The organism is Paenibacillus sp. HB172176, from assembly GCF_011947265.1.
Taxonomy (GTDB): Bacteria; Bacillota; Bacilli; order Paenibacillales; family Paenibacillaceae; genus Pristimantibacillus.
Map to the genome: position 1 here is coordinate 57,043 of NZ_JAATHD010000017.1, position 19,579 is coordinate 76,621.

General features: G+C 55.2%; 11 protein-coding genes. 9 read left to right on the forward strand and 2 right to left on the reverse strand.

Features of this window, described 5'->3' with window-relative positions:
- Positions 1-4 precede the first annotated feature (4 nt).
- From HFP08_RS19955 to HFP08_RS19985, 7 genes are all read left to right on the forward strand, one after another.
- Positions 5-1,738 (forward strand): glycoside hydrolase family protein, encoded by a 1,734-nt coding sequence (locus tag HFP08_RS19955; RefSeq protein WP_168122370.1) that lies wholly within the window; start codon positions 5-7, stop codon positions 1,736-1,738.
- Complete coding sequence (locus HFP08_RS19960) at positions 1,732-3,153, forward strand: four-carbon acid sugar kinase family protein (protein WP_168122371.1); 1,422 nt, start codon at positions 1,732-1,734, stop codon at positions 3,151-3,153. Before HFP08_RS19955 ends, HFP08_RS19960 begins: the two co-directional genes overlap by 7 nt.
- Entirely contained in the window at positions 3,150-6,377 is a 3,228-nt protein-coding gene (locus HFP08_RS19965; protein ID WP_168122372.1) for a glycoside hydrolase family 2 TIM barrel-domain containing protein, read from the forward strand. Before HFP08_RS19960 ends, HFP08_RS19965 begins: the two co-directional genes overlap by 4 nt.
- Before the next feature lie 64 nt (positions 6,378-6,441).
- Positions 6,442-9,156 (forward strand): glycoside hydrolase family 78 protein, encoded by a 2,715-nt coding sequence (locus tag HFP08_RS19970; protein WP_168122373.1) that lies wholly within the window; start codon positions 6,442-6,444, stop codon positions 9,154-9,156.
- 449 nt (positions 9,157-9,605) lie between these two features.
- Positions 9,606-10,877 carry a ribulose-bisphosphate carboxylase large subunit family protein gene (locus tag HFP08_RS19975; protein ID WP_168122374.1) on the forward strand — a complete coding sequence of 424 codons (1,272 nt, stop codon included), beginning with the start codon at positions 9,606-9,608 and terminating at the stop codon, positions 10,875-10,877.
- On the forward strand, positions 10,874-14,695 hold the full coding sequence (locus HFP08_RS29345) for a family 78 glycoside hydrolase catalytic domain (protein WP_168122375.1): 3,822 nt from the start codon (positions 10,874-10,876) through the stop codon (positions 14,693-14,695). The genes HFP08_RS19975 and HFP08_RS29345 overlap by 4 nt, the downstream gene beginning before the upstream one ends.
- 4 nt (positions 14,696-14,699) lie before the next feature.
- Positions 14,700-15,401, forward strand: coding sequence for an SDR family oxidoreductase (locus tag HFP08_RS19985; protein ID WP_168122376.1), 702 nt, complete (start codon positions 14,700-14,702; stop codon positions 15,399-15,401).
- An 80-nt stretch (positions 15,402-15,481) separates the two neighbouring features.
- On the opposite strand, the gene HFP08_RS19990 is transcribed toward HFP08_RS19985, so the two are convergent.
- Together HFP08_RS19990 and HFP08_RS19995 are read right to left on the reverse strand one after the other, a co-directional pair.
- The gene (locus HFP08_RS19990; RefSeq protein ID WP_168122377.1) at positions 15,482-16,297 is read right to left on the reverse strand and encodes a glycosyltransferase family 8 protein; all 816 of its coding nucleotides are present in this window, start codon (positions 16,295-16,297) and stop codon (positions 15,482-15,484) included.
- Positions 16,298-16,310: 13 nt separating this feature from the next.
- Positions 16,311-17,393 (reverse strand): hypothetical protein, encoded by a 1,083-nt coding sequence (locus HFP08_RS19995; protein ID WP_168122378.1) that lies wholly within the window; start codon positions 17,391-17,393, stop codon positions 16,311-16,313.
- A 415-nt stretch (positions 17,394-17,808) separates the two neighbouring features.
- On the opposite strand from HFP08_RS19995, the gene HFP08_RS20000 reads away from it, so the two are divergent.
- A complete protein-coding gene (locus tag HFP08_RS20000; protein ID WP_168122379.1) occupies positions 17,809-18,762 on the forward strand; it encodes a hypothetical protein in 954 nt (317 codons plus the stop codon).
- Complete coding sequence (locus tag HFP08_RS20005; protein WP_168122380.1) at positions 18,734-19,576, forward strand: class I SAM-dependent methyltransferase; 843 nt, start codon at positions 18,734-18,736, stop codon at positions 19,574-19,576. The genes HFP08_RS20000 and HFP08_RS20005 overlap by 29 nt, the downstream gene beginning before the upstream one ends.
- The last annotated feature ends 3 nt before the right edge of the window (positions 19,577-19,579 follow it).

Here is a 19,579-nt window from a genome sequence, read left to right on the forward strand (position 1 = left end):
ACGAATGGAACGAAACACAGGCAGGCTTATCCCCGACACCTTGATGCTGGAGGAGCGCGCGGCTCATGCGATCAACGCGATGATCGGCATGGCCGATGACGATCATGGAGGCATTCCCTTCTTCAGCGCGGATCTGATGCACAAGCCCGCTTATATGCTGCATGGGGACTGGGACTACGGCTCCTCTCACGGAAGAATGGTAGACGGCTTGATTCTCGCCAGACATATGTCGGGCGAGACATACGGCAAGGAGGTCGAGGAGCGGTATCGCGCCAACCTGCTGTCCTTCTTCAAGGAAGACGGCATGAGCTACCGCCAGAATAATCCGACCCGGGATTGGGAGGCGAACGCCAATCTGATCGATCAGCGCGCCGTTATTCTGTCGCTGACGAGCTGGTATATGGAGACGGGAGACGCGAAGGTGAAGGAAGCGGCGGATCGGCATGTGGCCGCTCTGAAGCGAATCGCGGTCAAGGAGCGGGATGTCTGGTATTATCCCGCCTCGGAATACAAGGAATCGGGCTGGCCCTCGGCCAACGGGATACAGCTAAGGCTGGCGCCGGATCCGGCCGCCTTCTGCGGCAGGCTGGTTATGCCGCTGCTGAAATATTATGAGCTGACGGGAAATGAAGACGCTTACGAGCTGTGTCAATTTTTCACGGCGATGATTATGGAACGCAGCGGCGTCTTTAACGCGGACGGGAGCTTTAACGATTCGCTGGCTTATCGTAGCGGACACTTCCACACACGTCTGGGCACGCTGGATGCCATCGCGCGCTTCGGCATGCATACGGGCGACGCGGCGATGATCGCATGGGTGAAGAAAGGCTACGATTGGGCGCTGACCAAATGCACAGCCTTCGGCTGGACGCCGGGCGATCTGCATGAGCAGGCCTATGAGCATGAGACCTGCTCGCTCGTCGATTTGATCGCTTGCGGCATTACGCTTGCGAAGAGCGGCTATGTGGAATATTGGGGCGTTGTCGAACGGTTCCTGCGCAATCATCTCGCAGAATCGCAGCTTCTCGATCTCGATTGGGTGGAGCAAACGGTTGACAAATCGCAGGATATTCCAATGAATCAATCGTTCTACAGGGTGGCGGAGCGCACGCGCGGCTCCTTCGCGGGCTATTCCGCGCCGAATGACTTCGTATGCGATGTCAACGAGGGGCGGGGGCATACGAGCGATCTGCAGCTTTGCTGCCTGGGCTCGGGCACGCGCGGCTTGTTCATGGGCTGGAGCAATACGATTACGGAGAAGAACGGCACGGTCAGCGTTAATTTTCTGCTCAATCGCGGCTCGAAGTGGCTTGATGTCAGCAGCCATCTGCCGCATGAAGGCAAGGTTGTACTTGAGATCCATGCGGATATTCCGCGACTGCTCATTCGTATTCCGGAGTGGGCCGGATTCACGAAGATCAGGTATGTTCGGGAGCGGAACGGGCAGAGGAGCGAAGGGAAGGGCAGCGAAGCGAGCAGCTGGGTGCAACGTCAATTTCTCGCGCTGGGCCAGGCTGCGGCCGGAGAGACCATTACGGTCACGTTCCCGCTCAGCTTCCGCAAGACGCTGGAGAACGCCGTCGGTCAAACCTTCGAGACGGAGTGGCGGGGAGACGATGTGGTCGGCATAACGCCTAAGGGCACGAAGAAGCCGCTGTACAGCGGGCGCAAGGTGTACGATCAGGCGCCGATGCGCGAGGGCGATTATCGCCGCTTGGCTAAGGAATTCGTATGGTAGAGAGGCTGCTCTGTTATTACGGGGATGATTTTACGGGCTCGACGGATGTGCTGGAGGCGTTGTTCCGCACCGGTCTGCGAACGGTTCTGTTCCTGGAGCCGCCCGATCCGCAGCTGCTGCAAGGAAAATTCCGCGATGCGGACTGCTTCGGCGTTGCCGGAGTGGGCCGCTCGCTGTCTCCCCATGCGCTGGAACTCGAGCTTCGCCCCATTCTTGAGACACTTCGAGAGGCCAATGCCGCGATCATGCATTACAAAATATGCTCAACCTTCGATTCCTCCCCGGAAACGGGCAGCATCGGCAAGGCGATCGAGATTGGCCGCGAGGTGTTCCGGGACCGCTCGGGAGGGATGTTCACGCCGCTTTTGGTCGGCGTTCCTTATTTGCGCCGCTATACGCTGTTCGGCCATCACTTCGCGGGCTCGGGAGCGGAGGTGCATCGCCTCGATCGTCATCCCGTGATGATGAAGCATCCCGTTACGCCAATGGTCGAATCGGATCTTCGCTTGCATCTGGGGAAGCAGACGGACTTGCGCATGGCCTTGCTTGATATCGAAGCTCTTGACGGCGATCAAGAGACGGTGAATGCGCGACTGGAACGCATTATACAAGAGCAGCGGCCTGACATTGTACTATTCGACGCGCTCGACGAGAAACGGCTTGAAGCCGCAGGGCAAGCCATTTGGAAACGGGCTGCCGGCGGCGAAGGCTTGTTTGTCGCGGGCTCCTCCGGCGTGGAATATGCGCTTGCCTCGGCTTGGAGGGCGGAAGGTCTGGCTCCGGCCGAGGGAGCCATGGAGGCAGAGGCGGGCAGCGTCGACAAGCTGCTTGTGGTGTCGGGGAGCTGCTCGTCCGTAACGGAGAAGCAGATCTCGCATGCGCTGAAGGCGGGCTTTGCCGGCATTCGCGTCCCCGGTGAGGAGCTGCTTCTGCCCGAACAGCGAGAGGCCGCTTTGGCTGGATTAAGACGGGAGCTGCTGCGGCTGCTGGAAGCCGGAAGAAGCGTCATTCTCTATTCGGCCCTGGGGCCTCAGGACGCAAGCATTGGGAAGCTTCGGGAAGCTCTGGCGAGACAAGGTCTGCGGGCGGAGGATAGCAGCCGCCTGCTTGGAGAAGCGCTTGGGCGTTTAACCCGAGAGATGGTCGCCGAAGCCGGACTATCGCGCATTGTCATCGCCGGCGGAGATACATCGGGCTATATTACGCGGGAGCTTGGTCTCTACGCGCTGGAATGCGTCGCTACGCTCGAGCCGGGAGGTCCGTTATGCCGCGCGCATGCCCATGATCTATCCTTCGATGGTCTGGAGCTGGTGCTCAAGGGCGGCCAGGTCGGCGGCGAAGCCTTCTTCGAGAGGGTTCGTCGAGGCGAGCGCGCACGGGCGGGCGAGGATCAGTCTGGAGGAGGGAAAGGATGAGCAGTCCGAATAGCCTGAATAGTAAGGTTCAAAGCAACATCGGCGTACCCGATTTCGAAAATCTGAACATCCTGCAACGGAATACGGTGCGTCCGAGAGCTGCGGCAATTCCGTTCGCGAATGCGGAGGAGGCATTGGCGGCTGCTCCTGCTCGGGAAGCCTCCCCTTATTACCGTTGTCTGAACGGCGCTTGGAGGTTCTGTTATGCGGAGAGCCCACTTCATGCTCCGGAGCGCTTCTATGAGCCGTCCTACTCCTGCGAAGCCTGGGATATCCTCCCGGTGCCGTCGAATTGGCAGCTTCACGGCTACGGCACTCCCTTGTACAGCAGCAGCAAATATCCGTTCCCGGTCGATCCTCCGCATATTCCGAAGCTGAACCCGACGGGCTGTTATGCGAGAATGTTCGACGTTCCCGAGGATTGGCAGGGTCGCTCCGTGCTTCTCGCGTTCGATGGAGTAGATGCGGCGTTCCATCTGTGGGTGAACGGCGAGGAGGTCGGATTCGGCCAAGGCAGCCATAACCGAATGGAGTTCGATATTACGCCGTATGTCCGCGTCGGAGAGAACAAGCTGGCGGTTCGGGTGTATCAATGGTCGACGGGCAGCTATCTCGAAGATCAGGACAAATGGCGTCTCAGCGGCATATTCCGGGACGTGTACCTGCTGTCCGTGCCAATGACGCATATGATCGACGTTCGAATTCGGACGCGGCTGGATGCCGACTATCGGGAAGGCATGCTTGAGCTTGCCGTTACGCTCATGAATCGCTCCCGCCAGCCGGGAGAGACAGGAAGCCTGCTTGCGGAATTGCTTGGGCCGGAGAAGCAACAGCTTGCGAAAGTTGAGCTGGAAGCCGCCGCGCCGAGTCCCGGCGAAGAAGCCGTTATTGTCGCGAACCTTGGGGTCAGCGCGCCTGAGCTCTGGTCGGCCGAGCGGCCGACGCTATATACGCTCCTGCTGACGCTGACCGAAAGGGACGGCCAGACGCTTGAGTCGCATCGGTATTCGGTCGGCTTCCGGGATGTAGCGGTGAAGGACGGCAAGCTGCTCGTCAACGGCAAGGGAATCATTATGCGGGGAGTGAACCGCAATGAGTTCGACCCCCGCCTCGGGCATGTGACGACGATGGAGGCCATGCTGCGCGATATCACGCTGATGAAGCGGCATAACATTAATACCGTTCGCTGTTCTCACTATCCGAATGACGAGCGCTGGCTCGAGCTATGCGATCAATACGGCTTGTACGTGATTGATGAAGCGGATTTGGAAACGCATGGCTGCGTGTTTCTCGGAGAGATCAGTCGCTGGATCAATAATCCCGACGAGAAGACCGCCTATGAAAGCCGCTTGGCCGAGGACCCGGCATGGAGGGGGGCGTTCCTGGATCGCATGATTCGGGTCGTGGAGCGGGATAAGAATCATCCTTCCATAATTGTCTGGTCGCTTGGGAACGAGTCGGGCTACGGGGCCAATCACGACGTTATGGCCGCATGGACGAGAGAAGCGGACGACACGCGTCCCATCCATTACGAGCGGGCCAAGGATGCCCCGATTGTGGACATAACCAGCTCGATGTATCCTTCCGTGGATATGTTGATCGCGGAGGGCGAGAAGACGGATTCGCGGCCTTATCTCATGGTGGAATTCGGGCATGCGATGGGCAATGCGCTCGGCAACCAGAAGGAATATTGGGATGCCGTATATCGGTATCCGAGGCTTTGCGGCGGTCTGATTTGGGAATGGTCGGATTTGTCGCTCTATCGCGAAGCGGCGGACGGGAGATTGTCCTACGCCTATGGCGGGGATTTCGGAGATGAGCCGCATAGCGGCCACTTCTGCATCGACGGTCTCTTGTTCCCCGACCGCAGTCCCAAGCCGGCGCTTATTGAGTTCAAGAAGGCGATCGAGCCGGTTGTAGTGGAGCTGGCGCAGCTGGAGCAGGGCTTGCTGCGAGTGGTCAATCACTATGACATGGTCACGCTTGCGCATCTTGCAATCCATTGGCGCGTCTACCGCAACGGCGTCTCGCTGGAGGAAGGGGAATTGGCGCCACTCTCGACTCCGGCGGGAGGAGAGGAGTTCATCGCGGTTCCGTATCGCACCCGTCCGTCCGATGAGAGCGGCGAGTGTTGGCTGCATGTCAGCTTCGCCCTGCGGGACAGCACGCTTTGGGCGGAGGAGGGCCATGAGGTGGCTTGGGCGGATTTGCCGCTGCACCCTCCCGTCCGGCGGGAGTCCGCGACCGAGTTAGAGCCTGCTGCAGCGCCACAGCCCGCTGCGGCGGGGATAGCCTTAACCCATAGCAGCCTTATCCTACGCGTCGAAGGGAAGGATTTTTGCTTGCTGTTCGACAAGCTGAAGGGCGAGCTTGCTTCATGGGAGCACCGGGGCGCGGCCTTGCTGACGGAAGGTCCCCGCATCAATCTGTGGCGGGCGCCGGTCGACAACGACGTTCATCTCGCGAAAGCATGGCGCGAAGCGGGCTATCACGAGCTGGAAATCAGCGTTCGCGGCGTCGAATCCACGCTGCTGGAGGACGGGGCGTTCGCGCAGATCAAGGTCGAGTCCGTGCTCGGCGTCAGAGGCTTGAGGCCGATCTTCCGCGCGGAGCAGCTCTATACGATTAGCGGCAGCGGGGAAGTGCTGCTGGAGAGCAAGCTCCAGTCCTTGAAGGAAGGGCTGCCTCCTCTTCCCCGGTTCGGCATTCGCTTCACGGTGCCGAATCGATTCGGGCGCTTCTCGTGGTTCGGCAGAGGGCCGCATGAATGCTATGGCGATCGCAAGGAAAGCGGGAAGCTTGGCGTGTACGAGGGGGAGATCGACGAGCAATTCGTGCCCTACATTAAGCCGCAAGAGAGCGGAAGCAAAGCGGATGTGCGCTGGGCGGCATTCACGGATGCGGGAGGCAGCGGACTGCTTCTCTCGGGAGCGGGGGAGCCGCTTGGGCAGGTCGGCGCCAATCGGTACGGAACACGGGCTTTAAGCGAGGTTAAGCATCATGCCGATTTGGTTCCGATGAGCGGAGTGGAAATTACGGCCGACTGGAAACAATCGGGTCTGGGCAATCATAGCTGCGGCTTCGCCCCGACCTTGCCGTCCTATCTCATTGCGTCGGAGCAGGCGGCCTTCGCGATTCGATTGAAGCCGTACCGGGATGACGAGAAGAACAGGACGAGCGACGTCGCTACGGCGAATGACAGCGACTTGGAAGTGGCCGACTGAGGCTTGAAAGCGGGCAAAAGCGGGCAGCTGCATTTTAAAAGGAGAGAAGGAGGTCGTTAAGGCTATGCGAATAACGATGTGCAAGACCGAATATGAGCCTAATCCGATAGGAATTGACGTTCTTAAGCCGCGATTGTTCTGGAGGCTGGAGGCAGAGGAGCGCGGCGTCAAGCAGCAGGCCTATCAGGTGCTCGTATCGTCCTCGCAAGACAAGCTCGATCAGGATGAAGCGGATTGCTGGGACAGCGGCAAGGTGGAATCGCGAAGCTCGGTTCACGTGACATACGAGGGTCAGCCTCTGCAATCCCAGAGGGAATATTGGTGGAAGGTTCGCGTGTGGGATAACCGGGGTCGCGAAGCCTGGAGCGAGCCGGCTTATTGGACGATGGGAATACTGACTCGCGGGGAGTGGAAGGCGAAGTGGATTGGCAGGAAGCCGCAGCTTGGCCCCGGCGCATCAACGGATTTGCAGCCCTGCCCGTACTTGCGCAAATCGTTCGAGGTCCGGTCGGCTGTCCGCCGCGCCGTTGTGTATGCGACAGCGCTGGGCCTGTTCCGCCTGAGCGTCAACGGAAGGGAGATCGGCCATCTGTTCGCGCCCGGCTGGACCGATTACGATACGCGTGTACAGGTGCATGCCTTTGATATGACGGACAGCCTGCGGCAAGGCGAGAATGCGTTCGGCGTTATGCTGGGCGACGGCTGGTATTCGGGAACGGTCGGTTTTCTGGGAAGCCGCGTTTACGGCGAGCGGCCGTTTCTGCTCTTGCAGGCCAGCATCGAATACGAGGACGGCAGCAGGGAACTTGTCGTGTCGGACGGCTCATGGCGAGTTTCGGAAGGGCCCCTTCGCTATTCCGACATGATTATGGGAGAAACCTATGATGCGAGATTAGAGCTGGATGGATGGGATAGACCCGGCTACAATGCGGCTTCATGGGAGACGCCGGACATTCGGGCGGGCTACAATGGGCTGTTGACGGCGAGGATGGAGCCCCCGATCCGCATAACGGAGACGGTTAAGCCCATATCTATACGGAAGACGGAGGCTGGCTCGTACATTTATGATATGGGCCAGAATATGGTCGGTTGGACCGAGGTTGGCGCAAGCGGCGCGCGAGGCACGCGAATCACGCTGAGTCATGCGGAGATGCTGAATCCGGATGGAACGCTCTATTTGGAAAATCTCAGACTGGCCTCGCAGCAGGATCATTATGTGCTGAGGGGCGAAGGCGAGGAACGGTATGAGCCGCATTTCACCTTCCACGGCTTTCGCTACGTCGAGCTGATCGGCTATCCGGGAGAACCGGACCTGACGACGATAACGGGAAAGGTCATTCATTCCGATACCCCGGCCGCAGGAAGCCTGGAAACCTCCGATCCTATGGTCAACAAGCTGTACGCCAATATTACGTGGGGACAGCGCGGCAATTTCTTATCCGTGCCGACGGACTGTCCGCAGCGCGACGAGCGGCTCGGCTGGACCGGGGACGCGCAGATTTTTGCTAGAACCGCCTCCTACAATATGGATGTATCGCGCTTTTTCACCAAATACATGCAGGATATTATCGACTGCCAGCAGCCGTCGGGCGCGTTCGCGGATGTCGCGCCGGATGCGGGATGGATTCGCTACAAAATGTGGAGCACCCGGCTCAACTGGTTCGCGCCGGATAATGCCGGGTGGGGAGACGCCGGTGTCATTATTCCCTGGACGCTGTATCTCATGTACGGCGATACGCGCATGCTCGAGACGCATTACGAGGCGATGACGAGATGGGTCGATTATCTCGAGGCGAACAGTGACGGTCTGATCCGTCCCGATTACGCCAACTACGGAGATTGGCTGTCGATTCAGGCGGATACGCCGAACGAGGTGCTGGCGACCGCTTATTTCGCATACAGCGCGAAGCTGATGGGCCGTATTGCGGGTACGCTCGGCAGAACGGAGGATCAACGCCGTTACGAAGCGCTGTTCGACAATATTGCGGCGGCGTTCAGAGGCGAATTCGCCTCTGGGGACGGCTTCATAAGAGGAGATACGCAGACGGTATACGTGCTGGCGCTTCAGTTCGGCTTGTTGACGGACAGTCTGAAGGCTCATGCGGTTCGCCGTTTGACTGCCAATATTCGCGAGAAGGGCGATCGCTTGTCGACCGGCTTCCTCGGCGTAGGCTATCTGCTGCCGGCGCTGACCGACAGCGGCGAGCTGGATGTCGCCTACAAGCTGCTGACGCAGGAAGCGTTTCCTTCCTGGATGTATTCCATCAAGCATGGCGCGACCACGATATGGGAGCGGTGGGATGGCTGGACGGAGGAGAACGGCTTTCAGACGCCGCAGATGAACTCGTTCAATCACTATTCGCTCGGCTCGGTGGGCGAGTGGATGTTCCGTTATATGGCGGGCATTGAAGCCGATCCGGCGGAGCCCGGCTTCCGCCATATTCGAATTCGGCCAAGGCCGGGCGGGCGGCTGACGCATGTCCATGCCTCGTACGAGTCGCTTTACGGAACGATAGGCGTGAAGTGGGAGCTCGCGAACGCCGGCGAGCTGAGACTGGAGATCGACGTACCTGCAAACGCGACCGCGACGGTGCATGTTCCGGGCAGTCAGGCGCGCGTGGATGGCAACGACGCCTCGAAGCCGGGAGAAGGCTGCGAATGGCTGGGAGAGCAAGACGGAGACGGAAACAGAAACAGAGATAAAGGCGCAATGTTCCGAGTGGGCTCCGGGCGCTATGTGTTCACAAGCGCGTTTGCTCCGCTTGCGGTGAATCCGTGAGGAGAAGGAAGGCGTTGAATCTAGCGTCTGGCGCCGATGAGATAGTCAATGAACTATGAACAGATGAGGAACAGATGACGATGGAGCTCGGACTTACTCTAACGGAACACATAGCGCCTATTTGACTGAATAACGTCTGTTTAACAAGTTAACGGAACACACAGCGCTTATTTTGTCCAAAACACATCAGAGCTTCTTGCTTTGAGCCGAATTAGCGCGCTCCATTCCGTTAGAATGGCAAATGCAGCTTTGCGATGCCAATAAGCGCGCTGGGTGCCGTTAGAATGTCAAACGGGACTTTTGGCCGGCTGCTCACCATGAACGGACGCACTGTTAGGACTCGCTAGAGCTTCATTGAAGGCTCCAGCTGTTCTCGCAGCACGCGCAAACGAATCAAAAACCTGAGAACATAGGTACGTATATTCCATGATAACGGGAGTGAAAGCAGTATGGATTCACAGCGAGTGGCAGCCACGTATTGGGTGGAAACGCCGTTTCCGTTGGAGCAGGCGGCGACAATTATTGCGGGCGAGCAATCGACGGGCACCTTCACGAAGGTGCCGGGAGAGACGGAACGCTTGAAGAAGGAGCATGGCGCAATTGTAGAGCATATCGAACGGCTGGACGATCATGACGCGCCAAGTTTGCCGGGGGCTGTGTTGCCTGCGAAGCATGATGGCAAATACCATTGCGGACGCATGGTCATCTCCTTCCCGCTGCACAACTTCGGACCGTCCATTCCGAATCTCATGTCGGCGATAGCGGGCAATTTGTACGAATTGCAGCAATTGTCCGGACTTCGCTTACTGGATATCGAATTGCCGGAAGCGTTCGCCTCGCGGTACCCGGGACCCAAGTTCGGCATTGAAGGCACGCGCAAGCTGCTGAACGTGTATAATCGACCGATTCTCGGAACGATCGTGAAGCCCAGCATCGGGCTCTCGATCGAGGAGCTGGCGCAAATGGTGGAGCGGCTTGCCAGAGCGGGTCTGGATTTCATCAAGGATGACGAGCTGAACGCCAATCCGCCCTATGCGCCCCTCGATCAGAAGGTCGCAGCCGTGACGGCGGCGATCGAACGGGCGGCGGATGCGACAGGCAAAAAGCTTATGTATGCCTTTAATATAACGGGAGACTGGGATGAACTGCGCCGAAATCATGATCTGGTCGTCGGCGCCGGCGGCACCTGCGTCATGGCCAGCATTCTAAGCATAGGTCTTGCCGGACTTGCGTATCTCAACAGCTACAGCGAGGTTCCGATTCACGGCCATCGCAATCAGTGGGGGATGATGACACGCTCGCCGCATCTTGGCATGGAATTCACGGCTTATCAGAAGCTGTGCCGGCTCGCCGGCGCCGATCATCTCCATGTTAACGGTCTGGACGGCAAGTTCTATGAGAGCAATGCATCCGTCACGCGCTCGATCAAGGCTTGTACGGCTCCGCTGCTCGGAGGCTACAAGGCGATGCCGGTCATTTCCTCCGGTCAATGGGCCGGCACCGCCCATGCTACCTATGAAGCGACGAAGACAGTCGACGTGATGCATCTGGCCGGCGGCGGAATGCTGGCGCATCCGGATGGAGCGGCGGCCGGCTTCGAGAGCATGAAGCTGGCATGGGAAGCTGCTGCGGCAGGCCAAACGCTGGAGCAATGCGCCGAGCGGCATCCATCCGTGCAACGGGCCATTGACAAATTCGGCAAGGAGGCTCATTCCTCATGAATATCGACGCATACAGGACACCGTACAAATGGAATAAGCCCGTGCTTGTCGGATCGGGAGCTCAAGGAGCCTTCGACAGCCATGCGGTGGATTGCCCGTTCGTGTTCCGGCATAATGATCGGTTCTACATGATGTATGTCGGCTTTGACGGCACCGGCTATCAAACGGCGCTTGCCGTAAGCGATGATCTGCTCAATTGGCGGCATTTAACGACGATTCTGACGCGTGACGAGGAAGGGAAGCACTGGGATTCGCGCAATATCGCCGGCACATGGATTTTGCGCGACAATGATCTTCATGGCTCGGGGCAGCTGAAGAAATGGAAGGGTAAATATTGGCTGGCCTATCACTCTTATCCGGGCGACGGCTATGAATCGGGCTCGGCGAAGATCGGGCTGGCTTGGACGGAGGACGAGAGCCTGCGAAGCTGGAATCGCCTGGAGAACCCGATCCTGTCGCCTGAGGATGGGGGCGAATGGGAGAAGGGAGGGCTCTATAAGGAATGTCTGGTGGAGCATGAAGGAATCTTCTATCTGTTCTACAATGCGAAGGACAAGGATGAGGGACGTTGGATCGAGCAGACGGGGGTAGCGATATCCAGGGATCTCGCCAACTGGACGCGGCATGCGCATAATCCCGTTCTTCAGATAACGTCGGATGCATGGGACAGCGGCTTCGCGAGCGATCCTTGCGTGCTGCGGAACGGCTCCGAGTGGGTGATGTTTTATTTCGGCTTCGATTATAAAGCGGCTCAGGAAGGACTGGCTCTGTCCCCTGATTTGCTGAACTGGCGCAAGGCTGATAAGCCGATTATTACGATTGGCGAAGGCGACGCGATCGATGCCGTGTTCGCCCACAAGCCGTCAGTGATTGCCCATAACGGCATTCTCTATCATTTCTATACGGCGTGCAGACATCCGATGGAAGGCGACGCGACCTGCAATATCTTCCCGGAGTTCCGCACCATTGCGGTCGCGACGTCGAAGCCGCTGGCGATCGACAGGCTGAGAACGGAAGGCAGGCCGCAGCCGCTTGGAGTCGATGACGAGGCGCCGCGGCTAAGCTGGTCGTTCCTCGAGCAATTGCCGCCAGGCTTTCGCCAGAAGGCTTATCGCATCCAGGCAGCGACGAGCGAAGCGGGGCTTTGGAATAGCGGAGAGATGCATGATGCGGGCAATGGAAATGCAAAGGCGAATGCGAATCAGAATTCCAATTCGCAAACAAGCGGGACGGTGTGGGACAGCGGCTTCGTCGCGAGCAGCAAGCATACAGCTATTCCTTACGGGGGATCTGCGCTGCAGCCAAGGCAGCGATATTACTGGAGGGTTACGGTCGTAGACGAGCAAGACACTCATTATACGAGCCCGACCGCCTGGTGGGAGACGGGTCAACTCCGCGATTCAAGCTGGCAGGGGAAGTGGATCGCAAATCCGCTTGCGACAGCGGAATCCAAGGGAGCGTTCCGCTTTCGGCGGCAAATTCAGCTGCATGGCGATATTAAGCGTGCAAGAGTATACATCAGCGGGCTCGGCCATTATGAATTGCAGCTCAACGGCAACAAGGTAGGCGATCGCGAGCTTGATCCCGGCTGGACGGATTATGATCGCACCGTGCTGTATACGACCTGCGATATTACCCATGAGCTCGAAGCAGGCGAGAACGAATTCCGGATTGAGCTTGGCAACGGATTCTATCATGTACCAGGGGGCAAGTACGCAAAGTTCAAGGATTCTTACGGCATTCCGACGGCTCTGGCTGACATCGTCATTGAATATGCTTCAGGAGAGCGCGTGACAATTGGCACGGACAGCAGCTGGCAGGCCGCCGATAGTCCGCTGCGCTTCACCTGCATCTACGGCGGCGAGGAGTATGACGCGGGGCGGGAGGAGACGCCGGCCTCATCATGGCTTCCGGCCGCAGAGATTCAAGGACCCGCCGGCAAGCTGACTGCGCAGACGGCTCCTCCGGTCAAGGTCATGCGCCGCTACAAGCCCGAGTCTGTGACGAGCCCCAAGCCTGGCAGCTATGTGGCGGATCTCGGCCGGAATTTCTCGGGCTGGCCCAAGATCAGCGTAAGCGGAGCTGCGGGCTCGACGGTTGTTCTCACTTGCGGGGAGCTGCTGAGGGATGATGGCCTTGTCAATCAGAAATGGACGGGATCGCCAAGCGAGTTCTGCTATACGTTGAAAGGCGAAGGCGTAGAGGAGTGGCATCCGCAATTCTCCTATACCGGCTTCCGCTATGTCATGATCGAAGGAGCGATGCCGCAAGCTTGTCTCACTGAGGCGGAAGTGGGAGCTCAAGCTGGAACTATAGCGACTTCTGATTGGCCGACACGCGATGTTGAATCGCAGATTGAATTGCGGGAGGCTTCCGCAAATGACGAAAGACGGTCTGCCCTGCCGGTGCTGCACAGCATCGAAGGACAGATGCTGTACCCGGAATTCGAACCCGCCGGAGGCTTTGTCTGCTCCGATCCGCTTTTGAATCGCATTCACGAATTAATTAACCAGGCGATTCTCAGCAACGCGAAGAGCGTATTCACCGATTGTCCGCATCGGGAGAAGCTCGGCTGGCTGGAGGAGGTTCATCTCATGGGGCCGTCCATTATGTTCAATTATGATGTCGAAGCGATGCTGAAAAAGGTGCTGCAGGATATCGCTGACGCTCAATTGCCTGATGGAATGGTGCCGACAACCGCGCCGGAATATGTGGAGTTTGACGATTCGCTGCGTATATTCCGCGATGCCGCCGCCTGGGGCGGAGCCTATCTCTTCACCGCATGGGAGGTGCTGCAGCGCTACGGTAATAGCGGGCTGATTCAGAGGCATTATGCAGGCATGAAGCGGTATCTGTCCTATCTGACCGCAAAGTCGGACGGGCATATCATCGCCGACGGGCTGGGGGACTGGTACGATATCGGTCCGTCAGGACCGGGATTTGCGCAGAATACGCCCGTTCCCCTCGTGGAGACCGCGATCTATTATGGCTTGTCCGCCGTCATGCGGAAGATGGCGTCCTTGCTGAATGAACAAGAGGACGAGCGGCATTACGAGGCATTGGCGGCCTCCATCCATGCCTCCTTTCAACATGCCTATTGGGACGAGGCGTCCGTCAGCTACGCTTCGGGCAGCGACACCGCACTCGCCATGCCTGTGGCGATCGGGCTGGCCCCCGCCGAGCATCGCGAAGCGTTAATCGCGAAGCTGGCGGAGCAAATCGCGGAGCGCAGCTATCAGACGACCGCCGGAGATGTGGGCTATCGCTATGTGCTGCTTGCGCTAAGCCGTGGGAATCGATCGGATGTAATCTACCGTATGTCGCAAGTAACGGATAAGCCGGGCTACGGCTATCAGATCAAGCATGGCGCCACGGCGCTTACCGAGGCTTGGAACGGTCCGACGGTCGGCAAGTCGCAGAATCATTTCATGCTGGGACATCTGGAGGAGTGGCTGTATCAGGGACTGGCGGGCATCGATTATCGCTATCTTCCCGAGGAGGAACGCTACCTCGTCACCATAAAGCCTTACATGCCCCATGATATGGAATGGGCGGAGGCCTGGCAGCAGCTGCGCCCGGGCTATGCGAGCGTGCGCTGGGAGGGAGACGGAGAGCATGGGCCGTCAATGAGCGTAACGATACCGCCTAATGCGAAAGGAATCATTCATGTCCCTAAGTCCGTCTTCAGCGAGCAAGAAGAACAAGAGTCATTGCCGGAAGGAATGAAGAGACGGCATGACGAATTGAACTATACGGTATTCGAGACGGAATCCGGAACCTTTGTTTTTGGCAGAGCAACGATACTTGCGGGAGCGTGATGCTATGAATATCTTGATTACGGGAGCGAACAGGGGACTCGGACTAGCGCTTGCCAAGGAAGCGCTGAATAGAGGTCATGTGGTATGGGCGGCTATGAGGGGAGAGCCCGCCAGCGGCAGCGAGCTGAGCGGGCTTGCCGCGAGCCGGCCGCAGCGCTTGCGCGTCATCCGGCTTGACGTGACCGACGAGGCTTCGGTTGCGGCAGCCGCTTCGCGCCTCAAGGAGCAAGGAGCGGCTCTGGATGTGCTGATCAACAACGCGGCGATCTTGCTTGGGAGATCATCCACTCTGCAAGAGCTGGATATCGCCGAGTTTGAGCGGACGATGGACGTCAATCTGTACGGGCCGATTCGCATGGCGAAGCATTTCCTGCCATTGCTGAGAGGCTCCGGCTCCGCAACGATTATGAATATTTCCTCGGAGTCGGGAAGCTTCTCCAGAGCCTACGGCGGCGATTATTCCTATGCGCTATCGAAGGCTGCGCTTAATTTCTTCAACGCGCAGCTGCGCCAATTGCTGACGGATCAGGGGATCCGCGTATTCGCCGTTCATCCCGGCTGGCTGAGAACGGACATGGGCGGACAGGCTGCGCCAGCGGACGCGGATGACAACGCGCCTGCGCTGATCGACTTGGCAGAAGGCAGGACGAGCTTTAACGATACAGAAATCCTTATTGATCATTTGGGACATTCTATGTCGGTATAACGATTGGAAGAAGGTCGCCGATCAGGGAGGTATCCCTTCATAATCGGCGACCGCTCAGTCGTACTAGGATTAGATCGTATTCAGGATTGGACAGGCGAAGGCGACTTTATCCCGAACAGCAGATCATAGTCCCAGCGAAGCTTCTTCAGATAGCCGAAATATTCATCCTCCAGCGGATGTCCTTGCGTCCAAGGCTTCCTTGGACCTGAGAAATGAATGATTGCAGGGGAGATATCCAGACGCAATAATAACAGATGTCCTGTTGTGTAGTTCCATTTCGGATCCAGATGCAATCGGCCATGATACAATACCGCATTCAGCGCGTCTTGATCCATATGCCTTATTTTTTCTGGATTATGGTTCAGGAAATCCCATAAGCGCTGCGCAATATTCTCCTTCCTCCACTTCTCCAGATTGATAAGCAGGACGCCCGCATTGAAATAGCCATATTGCTCCGGAATGGACAATATGTTCATTCGATCATCCCCGAACGCCCACTCCACGGCTCCCAAGTAATAATCGCTAATATCGGTGCTCCACAGCTCGTACAGATCTTCTTTGATAATCGTGTCCGGATCCATATAGATGACCTTCTCCAGGCTCTCGTCCAGCAATTCGGGTACGTGAATTCGGAAATAAGCTTCCAGACTGATATGCTTCTGCTCGATCAAGCCTTGATACAGGGTACGATCAACAAGAACATAGTGAAGCTTCAAGGGATATTCCTGCATGGAATCATTCAGCGCATTCATCACTCTATCGGAGAGCCCGCTGTTCAGAATATAGAGATGTACAGGGTATTCCAATTTCTTGTTCTCGAATAACGACCGGAGCATAACCGCTAAGTGCCTGCAATATTCGTCGCTGATGGCTGTAACGATGTGGATGGCATTCATAATCATCTCTCCCTTAGTGGAATAATGAAGCGGGCTTCGGCGCAATCTGGCTGCTTAACGTTTCAAGGAATAGCTTTAAGCATCGCATTTCCTTTTCTTTAATCAAATGGAGATTTTGGATAATACGGTTCAAATTGTGGACGTTCTTCGTGAGGTCGTACTTAATGTTATAGGCGACATTGATCGCGCATAGCTTGTGCAGCTCCTTATAGCGTTCTATAAGGGGCTCGGAATGAGAGAGGCCGTGATAATCTCTAAGATAAGCCAATCGTTGCGCCATCATCGCTTTATGCTCCATCAGAATATGAAAGGGGCGGTAATGCGACCAAGCGTTCTCGGATTTCACTTGTTCCATGTGTTCAAGCAGTTTGTCATAGATAGCAATGCCGTATATTTCGTGACAGCTAAAAGTGTTGATTCTTGAATCGGAGTTAAGGGAACATAAATAGTCATGGATCTGATCGCGGATCGCAGAGAAGGATAGAATGAATGGCGGCGCCTTTGGGTTGCATAAAATCAGCTCGACCTTGCCGGCCATTTGAATGTTCACATTATAGCGGTCATTCATTTCATAATAGGCTTTGTTCAATTCCTCGAATGTGCATGTCGATTTGGCAAAACGACCGTTTCCGAACCCGTTGTCGGCGACAAAGAACGTCTCGGTAATTCTATCATAGCCATAAATGAAGACCGAATGATTCACTTGAAAGGCTGAGTTTGAGAGATGCACATGGTTAAGATTCGATTGCACATATTGCTCATCATCGATTGCTTTCATGACAAAATCGCTGAATTTCTTTTCGAGAAAATAGGTGTCAATCACCTTCTTATCAATGGATTGGATAATGACATACGGGCAAATTTTCTTCAAAACAGGGGAGTAGTATTTAATCGGAAAAGCGCTTCCATTATAGTTTCTCGTTATGAATTGCAATTGAATAAAATTCGAATATACCCAAGGCAAAGCCGCTTCGTCATTTAATAATATCGATAACAGATTCGCTTCGTCAGGGCAGGAACTTAGAAGAGGCTCGCTTCTTGGGAGCACTTTGCTGCGGCTATCCATAGATTGCACCTCGCCGTTTACTTTCATCATATCATGCGCTCAAGGCATCAGGCAGTGATGAATATTAATATGTTTCCATGCTTGCCATAACGGTGCAGAACAGGAAGCAGGAATATTAAGATTGTTCGTTAGTTTTCAACATTGACGAGTTTTTTTATTCTTGCTACCATCACAGCATGAAAGCAAAGAAGGCAGGATATCGCCAAAAGAGAGAGGTGAAATCATCATTATGTAAACGCTTACCAAGCTGATTGCAACAGTGTCTGTTCCTTATGCGAAAGTAAATGAGAGTTCTACAAACTATGAAAAAAAAGGTGAAATGAATATGCCGGAATATGCGTTGCGCTCGAATTTCCTTAAAGGAGATTCGGTTGTCGAAAGGGTCAACAATTGCGTTGAAAGAGCCGTATATTTAGCAGCAAAGCAATATTACACAGGCAACTCCTTGCATTTAACCAAATTGTTTGTAGGGAATTTGACATTCAAGCTCACAACCGATTTTCAAGGCGAACAGATTCGAATATATAGTGATCCATTAACGTTTCCCGATGCATTATCCGTACGGCATGTGTTCGAGAATAGAGGAGATGCCGCCAAAGCGATTGCGGAAATAGACTATTATCTTACGAAGGATAAATATGTGCTCCTTAGAACAATCACGCCGCGGGTTCCTTTCTTCAGACGGTACAACAAGCATTACGAGCCTAAGGATAGCGATTATTTCAGACCGGGACATGTTATTCTTCTCATTTGGCAGGATCGGGATCATATTTATTACGTGGATAGCCCCAGTGATTTGCACGCAGACCATTTCGTCCCGCATCCGGATAACCATGAAGTTGGGATGATTGCGAAGCAGGACTTGACGGATGCGCTGCATCGTTTAACCAAGCTTTCGACAATTGATGCGGATAAGGAGAGCCTGAATGCATTCATAGCTCATTCACACGCGTCTCATGTCAAAGCTGTGATGAAGGACAGCATCGTCAAATACCGGTCATCAAGGGTCGAACAAACAGAGCATGGCTACTCTTATACGAATAAAGAAGCATTTCTGTTCTTGGCATCGCTATCTCAAAGTCAAGTACGACCCTTGCTATTAAATGAGGAATTTAAATCGATTGAACAAAACAAAATATTGATTGGATTGAATCTGGTGCTGAAGAGGAGGGAGATACTAAGAGATTATCTCGCACAGGACCTGCCGTTGGCGTCCAAATACGAGGTATTGGAGGGGCTTGAGAGAAGCATAGACGCGATTGCCAGCACGAGAATGTTCATGCTGCATCATATGCTGAAAGGCTATTGGGCGTTTGATAGCGCGTATACAGAATTATTGTTCCATATCGTTCGCGCCGAAGACAGGCTGTATGACGCTCTTGAGAGATATTTCGAATAATCTGGAGCAATGGGGGACTATGATGAGTGTTTATGACAAGCTGACCACGTTTAGCTGGTATCTGTATTCACCTAAATTCTATGGAGAATTTTGGAGATGCTTCAGGAAGCAGTTCGATCCAACCATTCCGTCGTATAGCATGTTTGAGCGTATATCGGCTATCAAATGGTGCGAAGAGCGGGCCGTTGACAGTAAGAGCGCCTTCTATAAGATTACGAATCAAAGGGATTATATAGACTTCCTCGAGGAATACAAGGATGTCATCGAAGCAGGCATGAACAAAGAAGGTTTTACAAGAGAAGTTGGCGGAGCGGCTGATTTGGAGTTTATTTATAATATATCCAACTATTTGAAAGCAACTAAAGTCATTGAAACAGGCGTAGCCTTCGGCTGGTCTTCATTGGCCATCTTGCTTTCATTGAAGGACAGGGCGAATTCAAGCTTAATCAGCGTTGATATTCCATATAAAGGGAGGGAAGATATTGTTGGAATGGTAGTGCCGTCAGATTTAAGAGCGAAGTGGCGGCTTATTCTAAAGCCTGATCGAGAAGGAGTGCCCTTGGCGCTTCAATCCATGGACCAGCTTGATATGTGCCATTACGACAGCGACAAGACGTATGCCGGAAGGGTGTCCACTTATGATCTTCTATGGAATTCCTTGCGGAAGGATGGCGTTTTTATATCGGATGATATTGGAGATAATTTGGCTTTCCGCGATTATTGTCAATCCATTAACAAAACGCCGATTGTATTCAAGCTTGAGGAAAATCGATTGACTCGAACAAAATATGTGGGCGTGCTTGTGAAGGAGTAATAA

What these genes read in the sequence shown, in the direction of transcription:
- HFP08_RS19995 (WP_168122378.1), bottom strand. Translation starts at nt 17,393, where the DNA reads ATGATGAAAGTAAACGGCGAGGTGCAATCTATGGATAGCCGCAGCAAA.
- HFP08_RS19970 (WP_168122373.1), top strand. Translation starts at nt 6,442, where the DNA reads ATGCGAATAACGATGTGCAAGACCGAATATGAGCCTAATCCGATAGGA.
- HFP08_RS19955 (WP_168122370.1), top strand. Translation starts at nt 5, where the DNA reads ATGGAACGAAACACAGGCAGGCTTATCCCCGACACCTTGATGCTGGAG.
- HFP08_RS19990 (WP_168122377.1), bottom strand. Translation starts at nt 16,297, where the DNA reads ATGAATGCCATCCACATCGTTACAGCCATCAGCGACGAATATTGCAGG.
- HFP08_RS29345 (WP_168122375.1), top strand. Translation starts at nt 10,874, where the DNA reads ATGAATATCGACGCATACAGGACACCGTACAAATGGAATAAGCCCGTG.
- HFP08_RS19975 (WP_168122374.1), top strand. Translation starts at nt 9,606, where the DNA reads ATGGATTCACAGCGAGTGGCAGCCACGTATTGGGTGGAAACGCCGTTT.
- HFP08_RS19965 (WP_168122372.1), top strand. Translation starts at nt 3,150, where the DNA reads ATGAGCAGTCCGAATAGCCTGAATAGTAAGGTTCAAAGCAACATCGGC.
- HFP08_RS19985 (WP_168122376.1), top strand. Translation starts at nt 14,700, where the DNA reads ATGAATATCTTGATTACGGGAGCGAACAGGGGACTCGGACTAGCGCTT.
- HFP08_RS19960 (WP_168122371.1), top strand. Translation starts at nt 1,732, where the DNA reads ATGGTAGAGAGGCTGCTCTGTTATTACGGGGATGATTTTACGGGCTCG.
- HFP08_RS20005 (WP_168122380.1), top strand. Translation starts at nt 18,734, where the DNA reads ATGACGCTCTTGAGAGATATTTCGAATAATCTGGAGCAATGGGGGACT.